Here is a 19,331-nt window from a genome sequence, read left to right on the forward strand (position 1 = left end):
AACAAAAACAAGGGGGCTTCATGACACTTTCTCGTCAAGTCATTGTTGTTGCATTATCCGTTTCATGCATTTGCCTGCTGGCAACCTTCAATGCAACACCCGAAACTGTGCTGTGGCTGGATAATATCCACTGGTTTGCAACGATTACCGCCTGCCTGACGCTGGCCACTTTGGGTTATTTCCGTGCCAATCCGGCGCATCGCCCCTGTAAACGCTGGTTTGTCATTGGCACATTCGTCTATTTTACTGGCGGCCTGTTATGGATATTTGAAGTACTCAGCGATCAAACTACCTTCCCGGCCCATTCTGATATCTTTTACCCACTGATGGGCCCCTGTCTCATCGTCGGCTTCGTCGTTGCCTTGCGTAGCCAACTCTCTCGCGCTAAAACACTGGCTTTTACAATTGATGCACTATCTTTTAGTGTGGCCGTCATCGGGTATATATTGATTTCTTATTTGCCCAAGGCCACAGAAGTCAGTGCGCTGGAATTAACGGTCCTCACCGCATATCCTGCCAGTATGCTCAGCGCGGCCCTGGTGTCACTTTTGCTGATCCCGTATTTAAGGCCCACTGGTTTGCGGCCCTGGTTGATGCTGAGTGCCGGGCTCTCGCTGCTGGGCATCTGCTGGATGCAATGGAACCTGAATGCACTCAACCACACGCCACAGACCAGTTTGTGGATTAATTACGGCTTTTCTGCCGCTGACATACTCATAGGCGCAGGCCTGTATGGCTGGCAGGTGCGTATCGCCAAAAACGTCAGTTATCACCGGCAGTGCCGCAGGCTCCGCAGCTGGATCCCGGTGCTTGCTTTTGTCTTTAGCATCAGTTCATTAATGCTCATCTGGTGGCAAAGTGGCCCACATCCTTATGCCTATCACATTGCCATCGGTTCGGTGACAGCCATCCTGATTTTTGCAACAATCAGGCAAAGTATCCTGCTGCGTGAAAGTGAGCGGTTATTGCATGCCGAGAAGCGCCTGGCCGAAAAGGAGTTGGAGTACCAGCAGCTGTCTCGGCATGACCCTCTGACCCACCTGCCTAACCGGCTTGCCATGCTGAATTTGCTCGAACATGCCATTATTGGTGCAGCCAGTGAGAGCGGCATGGTGGCCTTGATGATGATAGACCTGAAGCATTTCCAGAGCATTAACGACAGTTTTGGCCACAAAACCGGCGATCTTTTCTTGATTGAGACTGCCCATCGCCTGCAATATATTGCGCATGACTGCGGTGAACTGGGACGCGTACACGGCGATAAATTTGCCCTCATTATCACCCGACGCAAAACCGATGCGGAGTTAGTCCACCTGGCCCATAACCTATGCAAAATCGTGCATAAACCTGTGATGATCGAAAATCACGAGCTCATGCTGGATGCGTGTATAGGAATCAGCCTGTATCCACGCGATGGCAACAACAGCGAACAGCTCGCACGCAATGCCAATACCGCCCTCTCGCATGCCAAACGCTCAAGCCAGCATCTGTTTCTTTTTTACAGCAAAGAGCAAACCAAGCAGGCGCAAAACCGCTTCAAGCTGGATGTGCAATTGCGCAAAGCTATTCGCAGACAAGAGTTTTTCCTGCAGTTCCAGCCTATTTTCTGCCTGGATAAGCAAACACCCCGCATGGTTAAAATTGAAGCGCTTATTCGCTGGCGAAACTACAAGGGAGATATCATCCCTCCTGCTGAATTCATTCCTTATGCAGAGCAATCGGGCTTGATTCTGCCACTGGGAGAATGGCTGATTGCCGAAGCCTTCCGTCGTTTGTCAGACCTCACCAATCACGGAGCCCAATCAGTGGGGCTTTCCATCAACATTTCCCCCAGACAATTCCGAGACCATGGCCTGCCATTAAGGATTGCCCAGCAATTAAAACAACATGCCATTTCACCTGCCCGCATTACCCTCGAAATCACCGAAAGCGCAGTGTTTGAACATGAGGAGCAGGCATTGGAAATGCTTAAACAGCTAAAAGCGATTGGGGTACGGATATCTCTGGATGACTTTGGCGTGGGCAACTCGTCACTGTTTAAACTCAAACACTTGCCGATTGATGAACTCAAGATAGACCGTGCATTTATGGTGGATGTCCCAGAGAGCAGTGCTGATAGTGAAATAGTCAGCACCATCGTCAAAACTGCCGGTATTCTGGGAATTTCAGTCGTGGTTGAAGGCGTAGAAACCCAGGCTCAACTCGACTTCTTGCGCCAAACTGGTTGTGACTGCATTCAAGGCTTCCTGCTCGGCAAGCCTATGCATATTGAAGACATCCACGCCTTGTTGCCTGATGCCATGACGACTGACCGGCCAGCTACCAAAGAAGCGTTAATGTAACGGCGATTTCGCTACCAGCAGCAACCCCCAACTGCTTACGTATGTCAGCCTTGAGAAACAAGGCATAGCGGCCATATTCAAAGGCCGGGAATATAGATGTCTGCCATTGCTGGCCTTGCACCGTAACGTCCACCTTCACCGCTCCCCATCCGCGACGTTTGGTTTGATGGTATTGGCTCAGCGTATGGATTTCATCAGACATCGCCTGTGGCAGACTGACATAGTGCCAAGTGCTTTTGCTCCCCACCCATCGTTTGATGACATCGTTAAAGCTGTAACTCAGTCCATCCATCACATTTCCCTTTTCTGAGGTCGGCTGCCAGGAAAAATTGGGGGAGTTTTCAGGGAGATGTATCAGGTTGCTTAAAACTATCCAGCATCAGCAAACCGACGCCAACACAAATAGCACTGTCTGCCACATTAAACGCAGGCCAGGCCCATTGCTGGTAATAAAATAGCAAAAAATCCACCACGTAGCCCAGCGTCAACCGGTCATATAAATTACCCAAGGCGCCACCTAACACCAGGGAGATCCCAAAACAGAACAGTTTTTTTTGCGGGTGCTTGACCAGCAGATAGACCATCACAGCAGAAGCCACTGTGGACACCGCTGTAAAAAAGCCATGCTGCCAGCCACCGGCGTCAGCCAGAAAACTGAAGGCCGCGCCGGTATTGTGATAACGCACCAGGTCAAAAAAACCTGTCACCGGCGCATGCTCGCCATATACAAACGATTGCTGGATCAGATGTTTGGTGTACAGATCGAGCACGATCACGATCGCGCTCAACACCAGCCAGGGCAAAGCCGAACGGACATTACGCATATTTGCGCACTTCACCTTTGCCAAACAGATTGCTGACGCAACGTCCACAAATGGTCGGATGCGCGGCATCACTGCCGACATCGGCACGGTAATGCCAGCAGCGGTCACATTTTGTATGTGTGCTTGACTTAACGTCTACACTCACACCAGCACCAACTTGCTTGTAAACATTCGCGCGCGAGGTAATCAAAGCGAATTTCAAATCTTCTCCGAAACGACTGAGTGAATCATACATTTTGTCATCTGCATGAATATCCAGTTCAGCCTGCAATGAAGAACCCACCACACCTTCACCACGCTTTTCCTCTATTTTCTTGTTGGCGATATCCCGGAAATGGCGCAGATTTTCCCAGTCATCCAATAAGGATTGACTTAAACCATGTGCCGGTAACTCATACCAATCCTCTTCAAACACTGTCGCCACATTATCCAGACCCAATGTCTGCCAGATTTCATCGGCAGTAAAGCTCAGAATAGGCGCCATCAAACGCATCATGGCATGCGTGATTTGATGCAAGGCACTTTGTGCTGCGCGGCGTGCATGCGAAGTTTCACCGCTCGTGTACAAACGGTCTTTAAGGATATCGAGGTAAAAACCACCCAAGTCTTCAGAGCAGAAACTCACAAATTTCTGCACTGCCAGATGGAATTCGTATTTGTCGTAATCGGCCAGAATACCCGCTTGCAATTGCTGTGTCAGATGCAGCGCGTAACGGTCAATTTCCAGCCACTGATCAACTGGCAGCAAATCTTTGCTAGCGTCAAAGTCAGCAAGGTTGGAGAGCAAAAAGCGCAACGTATTACGGATACGGCGGTAACCATCGGCCACGCGCTTAAGGATTTCATCACTGATGGTGAGCTCGCCGGAATAATCGGTAGAAGCCACCCACAAGCGCAGAATATCCGCGCCATAGGTATCCATGACCTTTTGTGGCGCAACCACGTTGCCTTTAGACTTACTCATTTTGTGGCCAGCACCATCCACCACAAAACCATGCGTCAGCAGAGCCTTGTATGGCGCATTGCCGTCGATGGCACAACCGGTCAACAAGCTGGACTGAAACCAACCACGGTGCTGGTCTGAGCCTTCAAGGTACAAGTCGGCCACCGGCTGGTGCTCGGCTTCACGCACATTTGCCGCAGCGGACAAGCTCGGATGTTGTGCTGAGCGAACCACCGCGTAATGCGTGGCACCAGAATCAAACCAAACGTCTAAAGTATCGGTCACTTTTTTGTATTGCTCGGCATTTTCAGGCGCATGTTGCGCGAGGAAAGTGGCACCATCCAGGCTAAACCAGGCTTCAATGCCCTGCTGCTCAACCTGTTTGCAAACAGTTTCCAGCAATTGCATGGTCTGTGGATGTGGATCACCAGTTTCTTTGTGCACAAAGAATGGCATAGGTACGCCCCAGTTACGCTGGCGTGAGACACACCAGTCTGGACGATTCTTGATCATGGCTTCCAGGCGTGCACGGCCCCAGCTCGGGAAGAACTGCGTCGCATCCACTGCTGTGTTTGCATGCTCACGCAAGGCCTTGCCATCTTTACCAACAGAATTCATACCGATAAACCACTGGTGCGTCGCCAATTGCATGAGTGGTGTTTTATGGCGCCAGCAATGCGGGAAACTGTGATTCAAACGCGCAGAAGCGAACAATACGCCGTTTTCCTGCAATTTACCCAGGATCACTTTATTCGCATCTTGGCGGCTTAATCCACGGATCTCGGCCAGCTCAACCAGTTCGCTGCTAAAGAATTTGCCATCGCCACCAATGAGTACACGTGGTTTCTCGTTAGGGAAATTAGCACGCATGACCAGCCAGTCATCGTTACCGTGCGCTGCGGCCGTGTGGACCAAACCGGTACCGGCATCAGTCGTGACGTGGTCGCCAGTGATCACAGGCACCTGACGGTTGTCGAATGGATGTTGCAACAATAAGCCGCGCAAGGCTTCGCCTTTGCAGCTGGCAACGACAGAAGTATTTTCTTCAGCGTATCTGGCCAAGGTTTTTTCTGCCAAGTCACGTACCAGGATCAACAATCCTTTGCTGGTCTGAATCAAATCGTACTCTAACTCAGCATTGACACTTACCGCCTGGTTAGCAGGCAAAGTCCATGGCGTGGTGGTCCAGATCACGGCATACGCATCGCCGCTCACTGTTGTGCCAAAAGCCTTACCCAACGCAGCGCTATCCACCACCTTGAAACCCACATCAATGGCCAGTGAATTCACGTCTTCATATTCGACCTCGGCCTCAGCCAGCGCAGAGCCACAATCCACACACCAGTGTACGGGCTTGGAGCCTTGGTACAGATATCCATTCTGGTAGATTTCACCCAGGGCGCGCATGATATCGGCCTCGGTATTAAACGCCATGGTCAGGTAAGGTTGATCCCAGTCACCCAGTACACCCAGGCGGATAAAGTCTTTCTTTTGCTTTTCGACCTGCTCTGCCGCATAGGTGCGGCATAGCTCACGAAACTTGGCTGGATCAATATTTTTGCCGTGATTTTTTTCGACAACGAGCTCGATAGGAAGGCCATGGCAATCCCAGCCCGGCACATAAGGTGCGTCAAAACCACTCATGGTTTTGGCCTTGATGATGATGTCTTTGAGGATTTTATTGACCGCGTGACCAATGTGGATGTCACCGTTAGCATACGGCGGGCCATCATGCAGGATGAACGCTGGCGCGCCTTTACGCTTAGCACGGATACGCTCGTATACCTTGCGCTCTTGCCAGCTTTTCAACCAGGCGGGTTCGCGCTTGGAAAGATCTCCGCGCATGGGAAAAGTGGTTTCCGGTAAATTCAGTTTGTATTTTGAATCTTTGCTTTGGTCAGTCATTTAAATATCCAAAAAAATCAGCCACAGATGATAGCTGATCAATGTTCAGCGTTATCCGTGGCTAAAATATTGTTTCGCCTGCAAGGCATCCAGCGCAATCTGCGCTTTTAATGCATCCAACCCGGCAAACTTTTGTTCGTCACGCAGCTTATGAAAAAACTGCACATGCACATGCTGATCATACAGATCACCATTAAAATCAAACACATGCACTTCGAGCTTGAGTTTGGGAATACCTTGGAGCGTGGGCCGGTTACCTAAATTGGCTACTGCCGGTAAACTGTTCAATTTTACCGCATAAACCCCGGTCAGTGCAGGCCGTTCGTGGCGCATATGCACATTAGCGGTTGGAAAACCAAGCTGGCGGCCAAGTTTGGCACCATGTACCACTTTACCGCTAATGCTATAAGGGCGCCCAAGCAATGCATGTGCCTTGACCAATTCGCCCGCAGCCAGCGCATCACGTACCAGTGTGCTGGAAACACGCTCGCCATGCAGCTGCACTTCGGGTAAAGGAATGACATTAAAACCGTTTTCAATCAGGGTTTGCACCGACCCCGCCCGCTTGGCGCCAAAGCAGAAATCCTCACCAACCATGACTACATTAGCATTGAGCCGCTCCCGCAGCACTTGCATAAACGTGGCCGGGCTTTGTGCCGCAAACGCCTGGTTAAAGCGCTGCACATAGACATGCTGCACGCCGCACTCGGCAAAATATTCCAGCTTTTCGCGCATGGAAGCCAACCGCGCAGGCGCATTTTGTGGCATGAAAAATTCGCGCGGATGCGGCTCAAACGTCATCACTGCCGGGGTAATTTTATAAGTTTGCGTAAAGGCAATCAGTTGACGTAATAAGGCCTGATGGCCGAGGTGCATACCGTCAAAATTGCCGATAGCAATTGCCTGCGGTGTTGATGTGTCTGGGAAATGCCGAAATATCTGCATGACCATTATTTAGCTACCCGTTTCATAAAGTCCCTAGGCCTAAAACCCAACAATCCAAGAGACACAAAGTAAACACTCATGCCCAGCACGACGATACTTGCAAGATGCAGTATGCGGCTCAACGTAGTCATCGCCAGCCAGTCACCAGACCAGGTGGCAGCGATATGAAGTGCCAACGCCATGATTGTCACGGCAATTAACAGCTTAAAAAGGAAAACTAACCAACCTGTTTGGGGCTGGAAAGCGCCCGTTTTTTGCAAGGTAAGCCAAAGCAGGGTGGCATTCAGGCAAGCGCCCAGTCCAACGGCGAGCGCCAGCCCGGCATGCTGCAACGAGGTAAACAGGAGGAAACATACATTCATTAACTGCGTCATCACCAGTGTAAAAATGGCAATTTTGACCGGCGTTTTGACATTTTGACGCGCATAAAAACCTGGAGCCAAGACCTTCACCATAATCAGGCCTAGCAAGCTCAAGCTGTAGGCGATCAATGCGCGCTCGGTTTGTGCCACATCCACAGCGGTGAACTTGCCATAATAAAACAAGCTGGCGACCAAAGGTTTGGAGAGAACGGCCATGGCGACGGCTGCAGGAATTGCCAGCATAAAGGTCAGCCGCAAGCCCCAGTCCAGCAATTGGGAAAACTCTGCGCTGGATTTATCCACGTGCGCCTTGGATAAGCTAGGCAACAAAATGGTCCCCAGCGCAACCCCCAACACGCCGGTCGGGAACTCCATCAGACGATCAGCGTAATAGAGCCAGGAGACGCTACCAGTGGGCATAAACGAGGCAAAAATGTTATTCAACACAATCGAAATCTGGGCGACAGACACACCGAAGATCGCTGGGCCCATCAATTTGAGAATTCGACGCACGCCTTCATCCTGCAAGTTGAGTTCGTAACGCGGCAACATGCCGATTTTCCGCAGATAAGGGAGTTGATAGAGCAACTGGATAATGCCACCGACAAATACTGCCCAAGCCAACACGTACACGGAGTTATTAAAATATGGCGCGATAAACAAGGCAGCCGTGATAAAACTTAGATTAAGCCAGACGGGCGTAAACGCCGGGACCTGAAACTTGCTGAACGCATTGAGCACGCCACCCGCCATAGAAACCAGTGAAATAAACAGGATATAAGGAAAGGTAATACGCAGTAGCTCGGTCGTCAGCGCAAACTTGGCCGGGTCATGCACAAAACCTGGTGAGGTCAGGCGTACGATAAGTGGCGCTGCCAGCATACCAACAATGGTAATCGCCACCAGAAATAAACCTAGCAAACTGGAGACATGGTTAATCAGTGCCTTGGTAGCCTCTGGCGTGCGCTGTTTGCGATACTCGGAAAGAATAGGCACGAAGGCCTGACTGAAAGCGCCCTCCCCGGAAATACGGCGTAGCAGGTTTGGGATTTTAAACGCGACAAAGAAAGCATCGGTCGCCATGCCGGCACCAAAAATACGCGCAATCAGTGTGTCACGGACAAATCCCAGCAAGCGCGAGATAAACGTCATGCCACCTACGGTAGCCAGTGCTTTGAGCAAATTCATAAATGGTGGAAAATATGCGCCTTGCGTTGTTTTTGACTGCTTGCCAACGACTGTCGGTGCCAGCAGATTAAAAAGTTGGCCGATTTTACCATGCAGCCACAATCAATCGACGAAAATGCGTTTTTAATCTTGCAAAAACAAAGCAAAAACAGTATGATGCACGGTTTCGTATTACACCCCTTTTGAAAGTGACAGGATAAACGTATATGGCAAATACCGCACAAGCACGCAAACGCGCGCGCCAATCCGTCAAAGTAAATGCGCACAATGCTGCGTTGCGTTCTACTTTGCGTACTGCGATTAAAAAAGTAATCAAAGCAATTCAAACTGGTGACAAGGCTGCTGCTGTGGCTTCTTACCAGGAAAACGTGAGCGTGATTGACCGTATCGCTGACAAAAAAATCATTCACAAAAACAAAGCTGCACGTCATAAGAGCCGTTTGACTGCTGCTATTAAAGCATTGTCCGGTGACGCACCTGTGACTTTGGCTTCTGTGAAAAAAGCAGCTGCCCCTAAAGCAGCTCCGAAAAAAGCTGCTGCTAAAGCCGAAGCTGCTCCAGCCAAAAAAGCTGCTGCCAAGCCTCGCGCGAAAAAAGCCGCTGAATAATTTCAGTAGGGGTGCATACTAAAAAAACCGGACAATGTCCGGTTTTTTTATTGTCATTAGCCACACCTCGGCTTGGCCCAGTCATGAATATTCAAGGCCTAGACTGTTGCATTTCTGACAACCTTCCCCTTAGGCCAGCATCCGCGTGTTTAAATTGTGTAAATTGAAACAGTGCGGCTTCCTTTTCATTTTAGACTTTACACATGATAAGAACTCCTCTTTTTCTTATATGTGTGCTGACATTCGCGTTAGTCACACTAGGCTGTACCAAGCAACCAATCCATCCGTTAAGAGTTTCCGCCCACGATTGGCCGGGTTACGAATTGTTGTATCTGGCAAGCTCGCTCAATTTTTATGATCGCGGAAATATCCGCTTTATTGACTCTCCTTCGGCAAGCGAAACGTCCAGAGCATTGAGAAACGGGACTATAGAAGCAGGGGCCGTGACACTGGATGAAGCGTTGACACTACTTCAGGACAATGTGGATATACGGGTAGCGATGGTCTTTGACGCCTCTCATGGTGCAGATGTACTGATTACCCGTAATCATATCTTGCACCTCGCTGACTTGAAGGGAAAACGAATTGGTGCCGAGGTCAATGCTGTAGGCGCATACATGCTGGATGCCGCACTGAGGAAAGCAGGCTTGACAGTCAACGATATTACTTTGATACCAATCAATGCAGACAGTCATCTGCAAGCCTGGAAAACTTTCGCATTGGATGGCATTGTCACGTTTGAGCCGGTCAAAAGTGCATTGCTTTTTCAAAAAAACCATGTCTTATTTGATAGCCGTGGATTGCCACTCCCCCTGCTGGATGTGCTGGTCATACGTAAAGAAGCACTTGATAGCCATGCAGAAGCGGTTAAGGATCTGATGACAGGTTACTATAAAGCACTTAAGGTATGGCAAGCACAACCCGAACGTGCCAACCGCATGATGGCAGAACGGCTCCAATTGCCTGAAAGAGAAGTCGTTGCCTTATTCGAGGGAATAAAGCTTTATACTCTGGCGGATAATACGGCTATGTTCAAGGGCCATCAAATAGCATGCGACCAACTGATGGCGGTTGCCACACCACTGCAGGCGCTGATGGTAAAACGCAATCTGTTGCAGAAAGAGAGCGATTTAAGCCATTTGTGCGCCCCGGAGACGTTGCTGACAATCGCTCAACCCTCTTATGCGAACTTATAACCTGCGCTCCATCCTGCCTTTGTTTATCATGGCCAGCTTTGCTGTCTGGCTGGTGATTTTTTTTAGTTACGAGAAATATCAGCTTGAACAACAGCTCACCGCGCAAACCCGCTCCATGCTTGGCGAGCGCTTGGCCAATGCGCAACGGCAAATTGAACACCTGCTTACGGAAAACAAAGTCATGTCTGCCCGGACGGAGATTATGCATTTGCATACCGTGGACAATATTGATGAAGTATCAATACTGGATCATCGTCAACATGTGCTTTTCTCATCGAACCGCGAGTGGGTAGGCCAGCCCGCTTCGCAGATCCACAAACTATTTAATGCCTCCCTTGCTGAAGAGAGCCTCATCAACCGTCGACAGATTTTGCATTTGTGTGAAGACGGGAACGCATTGCTAGGATTGCAACCGATTCAGTTTCCCGCCACTCGCAACCAAATTCGTTCACAGCAAACTGGCCTATTGTTCGTTAAATACAATTTACAGCCCAAAAGAGCCAATATCTGGCTCGATTTAGTCAATAATAGCCTATTCATTGTGTTGAGCGCCATTGTGTTCATCTTGTGCCTCAACTATTTCCTCATCCAATCACTCTCGCGCCCGCTATCCCATTTATTGCAGGTGATCCAACGTTTAAAAAATGGCGATATGCTGGCACGCGCGGATGTGAGCGGTGACGGCGAATTGGCGATACTTGGCAATGCATTCAATGCCATGCAGGCATCACTGTCGAAAGCGATGAGCCAGGTTGCTGACAGCGAAGAAAAGCTCGCTGTGACTTTGTACTCTATTGGTGACGCAGTGATTGCGACAGACACTGAGGGCAAAGTAACGTTGCTGAATGGCGTCGCTCACCGCCTGACAGGGTGGGGACAGGCAGAAGCGATTGGCAGACCATTAAAAGAGGTTTTTGTCATTGTTAATGCACATACCCGCTTGCCGGCCCCAGACCCCGTGGAGCATGTTTTGCGCACCGGTGAAGTAGTGGGTTTGGCAAACAGCACGCTATTGCTGACGCGCGATGGCAAAGAATATCAGATTGCAGATTCTGCGGCCCCCATACGTAAACAGCATGGTGAAGTGTTTGGCGTGGTACTTGTATTTCGAGATGTCACTGCCGAATATGCCTTGCAAGAAAAGCTGGAAATCAACGAGGAACGTTTACGGCTGGGTCAGGCATATGCAGAAATTGGCACTTGGGATGCAGACCTCCTCAGCGGCAAACAATATTGGTCAGAAGAAATTTACCAGCTGACAAAATTCCCGCGTATTGAAAACCCGACATGGCAGGATTTTCTCAATATCGTCTTCGAAGAAGATCGTGCATTGATTGAGCAGGCGACCGCACAACACCTGACAGCCGGTGAAAAGTATGATGTCGAGTATCGCATCATAGATGCCACCGGCGAGCTACGCTGGATGCGCTCGCTCGGCAAGGCGGAACTGGATGCCTCTGGCCAACCCATACGGATGTGCGGCATCGTACAAGATATCACACTGCGTAAACAACAAGAGCTGGACTTGCTGGAAACGCAGTCGGCTCTCAAAGCCACTATCAATGCAATTCCAGACTTATTATTTGTGATGAATCGCGAAGGCATTTATCTCGATTTCCACACGCCCAAAATCTCCCTTCTGGCAGTACCACCGGAACAGATTCTGGGTAACAGCATCCATCATCTGCTCCCGTCATCTGTGGCCGAGGTTATCCTGTCGGCCATACGGGAGGCCGATGCTCATCACTACTCTCACGGAAAATATTATCCCCTTGACCTGCCTGATGGCAGACACTGGTTTGAACTCTCAGTGAGTAAAAAAAATGGCGAAAAAAACGAGGACAAATTTGTCATTCTGGCGCGAGACATTACCGAGCGCTTTGAAACTCGAGGACAATTAGAAATTGCCGCCAGGGTTTTTGAACAGAGCGCAGAAGCGTTTATGGTCACCGATGAATCAGACAACATCCTTCTGGTCAATCAGTCCTTCAGCAAAATCACAGGTTACAGCAGTTCTGAAGTGGTCGGCGATTCCGCTCACATTCTGCGTTCTGAGAAGCATGAGTCTCGGTTTTATGCAGACATTTCTGCAACACTTGAAACGCAAGGCCATTGGCAAGGCGAAATCTGGAACCGAAAAAAAGATGGCACGCTTTTTCCGGCATTGGTCTCTGTAAGTCAGGTACAACTGCCGCAGGATGGCAGCAATGCCTATGTGACTACTTTAATCGATATCAGCAAACAAAAAGAATCAGAAGAACGCATTTATCGCATGGCACATTATGATGGACTGACAGGACTCCCTAACCGGACATTATTTGCCGAACATATCGAACAGGCAATTCAGGCGACTGCAACGCAGTCCGCGAGTTTTGCCCTACTTTTTCTTGATCTCGACCGCTTTAAGAATATTAACGATACGTTGGGCCATGGCATTGGTGATCGCCTGTTAATTGAAGTGGCCAGCAGAATTCGTACTTTGCTTCGCGAAGAAGATATTGTTGCGCGTTTTGGAGGAGATGAGTTTTTCATCAAAATACAACATGCCAAGCATGATGAAGCGCAACGTGCCGCTGAAACTTTGCTGCAGAGTATCTCTCAACCGTTTCACATAGAAAACCACGAACTGCATATCACCCCATCCATTGGTATCACGCTATTTCCTCAAGACGGACAAGACATGGAATCCCTATACAAAGCAGCGGATACAGCCATGTATCAAGCCAAAGCCAATTTCAGAAACACTTACCGTTTTTATACGCGTGAATTACAAAACACTTCTGAGCGACGCTCGATGATTGAACAATCGCTACGACGTGCAATAGATACCAACCAGCTCGAATTGTATTATCAACCCCAGCTATGCCTTCATCAGCACAGGCTGATTGGGGCAGAAGCACTTATTCGCTGGCAACATCCGCAAATAGGTACGATTTCACCGCTCGAGTTGATTTCTGTCGCAGAAGAAACAGGACAGATTTTAGATTTGGGTGAATGGGTCATTCGCAACGCTTTGCGGCAAGCAAATGCATGGCGTCTGAAAGGACTGCCAGAGATGAATATTGCGATCAACATCTCGACCTTGCAATTCAGGCAGCGTAATCTGGCTGAAGTGATGGCTAAATACCTCGAAGAAACACAAATGCCTGCGCATCTCATAGAAATCGAAATTACAGAAAGCGCATCAATGAACGAGCAGGATCATGCCATTGCCACCATTGACAGACTGAATGATCTTGGAATTCGTATTGCCATTGATGATTTTGGTACTGGCTACTCTTCATTGAGCTATCTGAAAAGATTGCGGGTGAACAAGATCAAAATCGACCGTTCATTTGTCAGTGATATAGTGCATAGCAAAGATGACGAAGCCATTGTAAGCGCGATTATCAGCATGGCAAAAAGCCTTGGACTAAAAACACTTGCAGAAGGCGTTGAAAGCGACCAACAATTAGCGTTTCTGAAGGATCAGGGCTGCGATGAAGCGCAAGGATATTTCTACAGCAAACCGCTGTCTGCGACACTATTTGAACACTATGCACTGACCTATCTGCATGAAAAAGTGGCACCCGTATAAAAGGATGTACACGGGCTAGTTTCGCTGTTATTCACCGATATGCAACTCACTGCGTGCTATCTTGGCGGCATTGAGGACAGTCTTTGCGTCGTTCCCAATCACGGTGAAATGACCCATTTTACGACCTTTGCGGGGTTCGTGTTTGCCGTATAAATGCATTTTCAAATGATCATGTGCAAGCGCGATATGCCATGCTGGTTCCACTTGTTTTCCACTGTATAGCCAGCTATCCCCAAGGATATTGACCATCACCGCATGGCTATGCAGGCGCGGACTGCCCAAGGCCTGACCGGTAATGACGCGCACCTGCTGTTCAAACTGGTTGGTCACGCAGGCATCAATGGTGTAATGGCCGGAGTTATGCGGGCGCGGCGCGATTTCATTAACCAGCAACTGGTTACCGACCACAAAAAATTCCACGCCCAATACACCTACATAATTAAGCTTGGTTGCCAGCTTCTTCGCCAGTTCCTGGGCATTCGCCTTGATCACTTCAGCACAACGTGCCGGTGCGATGCTGATATCGAGAATACCATTCAAATGGCTGTTCTCTGCCGTGGGAAACGCGGCGATATTGCCATGCACATCCCGCGCCAACACGACTGAGACTTCCAAGTCTAAGGGCAGCATCTTTTCCAGCACGCAGACTTCCTGCTTGAATCCCTGGAAGGCAGCCACCGCCTGCTCGCGGTTGGCAACACGCGCCTGGCCTTTGCCGTCGTAACCAAAACGGGCTACTTTGAGCACGGCCGGATAGATGTCGCCATCCGCTGGCAAGTCACTCTCAGCGGTGACCGGCACAAATGGCCCAATCGGCAAACCAGCCTCCTTGAAGAAGGTTTTTTCTTTGACTCTGTGCTGCGCAATGGCGACGGCATCGGCACTCGGATGCACGATCGTAGATTTTGCCAAGGTTGCCAGCGTTTCTGCGGGCACGTTTTCAAATTCGGTAGAAATCGCCTGACAGGTTTCCGCCATCGTTTTTAAAGCAGAGGCATCATCGTAGGCAGCACACAAATGTACATCGGCAATCATGCCCGCCGGACTGTTTTTGTCAGGGTCCAGCACTGTCACCTTATAGCCCATCTCATGGGCTGCAATCACAAAAAAGCGACCCAGCTGGCCGCCGCCCAACATGCCCAACATGGCAGGAGGTTGAATCACAGTGGTTGTCATGGTTTTTCGCTCAACTCCATTGCGTGTACTTTTTCGGTCTGCTTCTTACGGAAGCTAGCCAACTTGTCAGCCAGCGCCTGGTCCTGATTTGCCAACATGGCAACTGCAAACAAGCCAGCGTTAGCGGCACCGGCATCTCCAATCGCAAACGTCGCCACCGGAATACCTTTAGGCATTTGCACGATAGATAACAGGGAATCCTGCCCTTGCAGATGTTTGGAAGGCACAGGCACGCCCAACACTGGCAATGTGGTTTTTGCCGCTACCATGCCTGGCAAATGCGCTGCACCACCGGCACCGGCGATAATCACCTGAAAGCCATTGCTGGCAGCAGACTCTGCAAATTGGAACATCAGGTCAGGTGTACGGTGGGCAGAAATCACACGCGCTTCGTAAGCCACGCCAAAATCGGCCAGCATTTGCGCGGCATTTCTCATCACCGGCCAGTCACTGTCCGACCCCATAATAATAGCCACCAAAGGTTTACTCATACTATTGCCTTTTTATTGAATTTGTCTGCCTAAACAACAGGACGCTCATGCGTCGTCATCATGTTCAGATTGTGGCTTCGGCCACTTCGCTTAACTTGCTTTGCAAGTTAGCCTACGCCGCAATTTTACGTTGCTTCTTGTGCCGATTGTGGCTTCGGCCACTTCGCCTAACTTGCTTTGCAAGTTAGCCTACGCCGCAATTTTACGTTGCTAAAGCAACACAAGATTGTCCCTGTGAATCAATTCTTTTTCTTCTACGTAACCCAGCGTCTGCTCAATCTCACTACTTGGTTTACGCTTGATCCGGCGTACTTCGTTAGCATTGTAATTGACAATACCACGCGCCCACTCTTTACCCTGCGCATCAATGCACGCCACCACGTCACCACGCTCAAACTGACCCAAGACGTCAACCACGCCGATTGGCAGCAAACTCTTGCCATCCTTGGTGAGTACATTGACCGCACCATCATCAAGCACCAATTTACCACCCACGCGCAAATGATCTGCAAGCCATTGTTTTTTGGCCAGTATTTTCATTTTTCCCGCTTTTAAGTGCGTCCCAATTGCTTCGCCCTGACTCAGGCGAGCAAGTACATTGGGTTCACGACCAGAAGCTATCACCGTATGCGCACCACTATTCGCAGCACGTTTGGCAGCCAGAATCTTGGTCAGCATACCGCCGGTACCAACAGCACTACCAGCACCACCAGCCATCGCTTCTAGCTCAGGATTACCGGCAGTTTCAAAATTAACAAATACGGCATCAGGATTTTTACGAGGATCCGCGGAATACAAGCCTTGCTGATCGGTCAGGATAATCAGCGCGTCGGCCTCAATGAGGTTTGCAACGAGCGCCCCCAGGGTGTCGTTGTCACCAAAGCGGATTTCTTCAGTGACCACGGTATCGTTCTCATTAATGATTGGGATGACTTTCAGGTCAAGCAAGGTACGTAATGTTGTGCGTGCATTGAGGTAGCGCTTGCGGTCAGCCAGATCCTCGTGCGTCAACAGTAATTGCGCCGTGTGCAAGCCATGCTGGGCAAAACATTGCTCATACATTTGCACCAGCCCCATTTGACCAACAGCCGCCGCCGCTTGTAGCTCATTGATCTCGACAGGGCGCTTTTTCCAGCCCAAGCGCTGCATGCCTTCAGCCACCGCTCCACTGGAAACAAGCACGATTTGCCGCCCCTGTTTAACCAGGGCACTGATTTGCTCAGCCCAGGCAGCAATGGCAGTTTTATCCAGTCCCTGACCATCATTGGTCACCAGACTGGAGCCAACTTTGACAATCAGGGTTTTGCTGCCTTGAATTAAAGAAACACTCATACCTGCCAAGAAATTCTTAAAATGAATGCGTTTTTATAATGATTATTCAGTGACGCCAGATGACTGCTCTGCCTCGGTCTCACGCTGGACACGCGCCTGATCAATATGATCCATAATGGCATAAGTCAGTGCCTGGCAACCCACGCCACTAATAGCCGAAATAGGAAACACAGGACCGTCCCAGTCATAAGCCTTCACAAAGTCGGCGACTTTTTTCGCACTGTCTTCCAGCATATCAATTTTGTTTAGGACCAGCCAGCGTGGCTTGTCGTATAGCTCCTGGTCGTATTTTTTCAGTTCATTGACAATCGCTTTGGCCTCCTGCACTGGATCAACACTCTCATCAAATGGTGCAAGATCCACTAAATGCAGTAACAAAGAGGTACGTTGCAAGTGGCGTAAAAACTGATGGCCCAAGCCAGCGCCTTCTGCAGCACCTTCAATCAGGCCAGGCACATCGGCAATGACAAAGCTACGGTTGCTATCGACACGCACTACACCCAGGTTAGGGTGCAAGGTCGTAAATGGATAATCGGCGACCTTAGGTTTCGCCGCAGACACTGAGCGGATAAAGGTCGATTTACCAGCATTCGGCATGCCCAGTAAACCAACATCGGCCAGCACTTTCAATTCCAGGTAGAGCTCGAAGGATTCACCGGGGTCGCCCTTGGTGCACTGCCGTGGGGAGCGATTAGTACTGGTTTTAAAATGGATATTACCCAGGCCGCCATTGCCACCTTTGGCAATCAGTACTTTTTGGCCATCAGCGTTCAAATCCACCATCATTTGCCCAGTGGCCTTATCACTGATCGTGGTGCCGACTGGCACCCTGAGAATCATGTCGTCGCCGCCTTTACCGTAGCAGTCGGAACCGCTGCCGTTTTCGCCGCGCTGGGCCTTAAAGGTACGCGTATAGCGGTAATCCACCAGCGTATTGATATTGCGGTCAGCTACGACAAAGATAGAGCCACCACGGCCACCATCGCCACCATTAGGGCCGCCCATGGGCTCGTACTTTTCACGGCGGAACGTCGCCACACCGTTACCACCGTCACCGGCGTAGACTTTGATGGTCGCTTCGTCAATAAACTTCATGATTCCATTTGCCTTTTAAGCGCATTACTGCGTAACCTGGCGCGCAAAAACCTGTCTTGTTGATTGCAAGCTTTTGGCTACCGTGCGCCTTGCACTGCATCTTAAAATTCCAATTGCGCACGGACAAATCCAAGGCACAACCATACAAGGCTACAATCTGATAACTATAAAGTAAAAAGCCCCGTCAAGCGACAGGGCTTTTTTCATAAAAGTGCGATTAGACCGCTTCAATGCTCACGGTATGACGCTTTAATGCGCCTTTAACAGCAAATTTCACTTTGCCATCTACCAATGCATACAGGGTGTGATCTTTACCCATGCCAACGTTTTCGCCAGCGTGCATTTTAGTACCGCGTTGGCGAACAATGATGCTGCCAGCGTTAACTACTGTTTCACCGAAAGCTTTAACGCCCAGGCGCTTGGCTTGTGAGTCGCGACCGTTACGTGAACTACCGCCTGCTTTTTTGTGTGCCATGATTGATTCCTTATTCTAGCAATCTGCTCTACTCAAGCAGAACGTGCTTATTTTGCTGAAATAGTGTCGATTTGAATTTCTGTGTAGCTCTGACGATGACCTTGAGTCTTGCGGTAGTGCTTACGACGACGCATTTTGAAAATCATCACTTTGTCGCCACGGCCATGTGATACCACAGTGGCATTCACTTTTGCACCAGCTACCAAAGGTGCACCGATCGTAGTTGTTTCGCCGTCAGCAATCAACAATACTTTGTCGATCACTACTGTGGAGCCCACGTCGCCAGTCAATTTCTCAACTTTTACTTTGTCACCAGCGGCTACTTTGTACTGTTTGCCACCTGTTTTAATCACTGCGTACATAATAATGCCTTAAACATCGCCTTTTAAAGAACCCGCAATTATACGCAATTTATTCGAGAATGCAAATATATTTGCGCATGTTTTTACCTGGCCTAGAGGCGCTCATTAGTCACACAAGTGCTTATATTACCTTTTGTCGCCACGAACGGATACTGCCATTAGTGTAATAGGCATAGATCGCAACCACGGTCTCCAGCAATGGCTGGCAACCGTGCAAATCTTCACCCTCACCATCTTGAAATGCGGCTAATTTATACACGGGCTGCATTTCAGGATTATTCAATGAACTCAACGGCTGGAAGGTTGCTTTTGCGATAGGCCTGCCAGCATGCGTGACTTGCACATTAAACATATCCACCACCAGTTCCAGGTGCTGCCCATCAGTCAGTGATGCCTGGTAACGTTTTTTATTCCACTGCATCACGCTCAGCACCTCGTTTTCAGTGACTGCTTTTGAAACCATCTGCAACTCCCTAATTTAGTTAAGGGCAGCTTAATGGATGAGCGATT

General features: G+C 49.5%; 16 protein-coding genes. 4 read left to right on the forward strand and 12 right to left on the reverse strand.

The window, feature by feature from the left end; all coding sequences use genetic code 11:
- The first annotated feature begins 20 nt into the window (after nt 1-20).
- Nucleotides 21-2,342, forward strand: coding sequence for a putative bifunctional diguanylate cyclase/phosphodiesterase (locus F463_RS0105640; RefSeq protein WP_018986085.1), 2,322 nt, complete (start codon nt 21-23; stop codon nt 2,340-2,342).
- Here F463_RS0105640 and F463_RS0105645 read toward each other — a convergent pair.
- Genes F463_RS0105645 through murJ form a run of 5 tightly spaced genes read right to left on the reverse strand, consistent with a single transcriptional unit; the run spans nt 2,320 to nt 8,509 of the window.
- A complete protein-coding gene (locus tag F463_RS0105645) occupies nt 2,320-2,634 on the reverse strand; it encodes a DUF1905 domain-containing protein (RefSeq protein WP_018986086.1) in 315 nt (104 codons plus the stop codon). The two genes, F463_RS0105640 and F463_RS0105645, sit on opposite strands and share 23 nt — an antisense overlap.
- 49 nt (nt 2,635-2,683) lie before the next feature.
- Nucleotides 2,684-3,166 (reverse strand): signal peptidase II, encoded by a 483-nt coding sequence (gene lspA, locus F463_RS0105650; RefSeq protein ID WP_018986087.1) that lies wholly within the window; start codon nt 3,164-3,166, stop codon nt 2,684-2,686.
- Nucleotides 3,159-6,014, reverse strand: coding sequence for an isoleucine--tRNA ligase (ileS, locus tag F463_RS0105655; RefSeq protein WP_018986088.1), 2,856 nt, complete (start codon nt 6,012-6,014; stop codon nt 3,159-3,161). The genes lspA and ileS overlap by 8 nt, the downstream gene beginning before the upstream one ends.
- Before the next feature lie 51 nt (nt 6,015-6,065).
- Nucleotides 6,066-6,959, reverse strand: a complete 894-nt coding sequence (locus tag F463_RS0105660; protein WP_026295342.1) for a bifunctional riboflavin kinase/FAD synthetase — start codon at nt 6,957-6,959, stop codon at nt 6,066-6,068.
- Between the two features lie 5 nt (nt 6,960-6,964).
- Entirely contained in the window at nt 6,965-8,509 is a 1,545-nt protein-coding gene (gene murJ, locus F463_RS0105665; protein WP_026295343.1) for a murein biosynthesis integral membrane protein MurJ, read from the reverse strand.
- Between the two features lie 206 nt (nt 8,510-8,715).
- Between murJ and rpsT the strand changes: the two genes are divergently transcribed.
- From rpsT to F463_RS14605, 3 genes are all read left to right on the forward strand, one after another.
- Nucleotides 8,716-9,117 carry a 30S ribosomal protein S20 gene (gene rpsT / locus F463_RS14760; RefSeq protein ID WP_018986091.1) on the forward strand — a complete coding sequence of 134 codons (402 nt, stop codon included), beginning with the start codon at nt 8,716-8,718 and terminating at the stop codon, nt 9,115-9,117.
- A gap of 203 nt (nt 9,118-9,320) precedes the next feature.
- Nucleotides 9,321-10,313, forward strand: a complete 993-nt coding sequence (locus F463_RS14135) for an ABC transporter substrate-binding protein (protein WP_081620787.1) — start codon at nt 9,321-9,323, stop codon at nt 10,311-10,313.
- A complete protein-coding gene (locus F463_RS14605; RefSeq protein WP_018986093.1) occupies nt 10,300-13,890 on the forward strand; it encodes an EAL domain-containing protein in 3,591 nt (1,196 codons plus the stop codon). The genes F463_RS14135 and F463_RS14605 overlap by 14 nt, the downstream gene beginning before the upstream one ends.
- Before the next feature lie 27 nt (nt 13,891-13,917).
- Here the strand turns inward: F463_RS14605 and F463_RS0105685 are convergent, their stop codons facing one another.
- The 7 genes from F463_RS0105685 to F463_RS0105715 all read right to left on the reverse strand — a co-directional run bounded on the left by F463_RS0105685 (nt 13,918) and on the right by F463_RS0105715 (nt 19,284).
- Nucleotides 13,918-15,066, reverse strand: coding sequence for a 5-(carboxyamino)imidazole ribonucleotide synthase (locus F463_RS0105685; protein WP_018986094.1), 1,149 nt, complete (start codon nt 15,064-15,066; stop codon nt 13,918-13,920).
- Complete coding sequence (gene purE, locus F463_RS0105690) at nt 15,063-15,557, reverse strand: 5-(carboxyamino)imidazole ribonucleotide mutase (protein WP_018986095.1); 495 nt, start codon at nt 15,555-15,557, stop codon at nt 15,063-15,065. Before purE ends, F463_RS0105685 begins: the two co-directional genes overlap by 4 nt.
- Nucleotides 15,558-15,767: 210 nt before the next feature.
- On the reverse strand, nt 15,768-16,889 hold the full coding sequence (gene proB / locus F463_RS0105695) for a glutamate 5-kinase (protein ID WP_018986096.1): 1,122 nt from the start codon (nt 16,887-16,889) through the stop codon (nt 15,768-15,770).
- Nucleotides 16,890-16,931: 42 nt separating this feature from the next.
- On the reverse strand, nt 16,932-17,984 hold the full coding sequence (gene cgtA, locus F463_RS0105700) for an Obg family GTPase CgtA (RefSeq protein ID WP_018986097.1): 1,053 nt from the start codon (nt 17,982-17,984) through the stop codon (nt 16,932-16,934).
- Nucleotides 17,985-18,201: 217 nt separating this feature from the next.
- Nucleotides 18,202-18,459, reverse strand: a complete 258-nt coding sequence (gene rpmA, locus F463_RS0105705) for a 50S ribosomal protein L27 (protein WP_018986098.1) — start codon at nt 18,457-18,459, stop codon at nt 18,202-18,204.
- 47 nt (nt 18,460-18,506) lie between these two features.
- Nucleotides 18,507-18,821: a 50S ribosomal protein L21 gene (rplU, locus tag F463_RS0105710; RefSeq protein ID WP_018986099.1), complete on the reverse strand. Its 315-nt coding sequence runs from the start codon at nt 18,819-18,821 to the stop codon at nt 18,507-18,509.
- A gap of 121 nt (nt 18,822-18,942) precedes the next feature.
- Nucleotides 18,943-19,284, reverse strand: coding sequence for a hypothetical protein (locus F463_RS0105715; RefSeq protein WP_018986100.1), 342 nt, complete (start codon nt 19,282-19,284; stop codon nt 18,943-18,945).
- Nucleotides 19,285-19,331 lie beyond the last annotated feature (47 nt).

Source organism: Methylophilus methylotrophus DSM 46235 = ATCC 53528 (genome assembly GCF_000378225.1).
Lineage (GTDB): Bacteria > Pseudomonadota > Gammaproteobacteria > Burkholderiales > Methylophilaceae > Methylophilus > Methylophilus methylotrophus.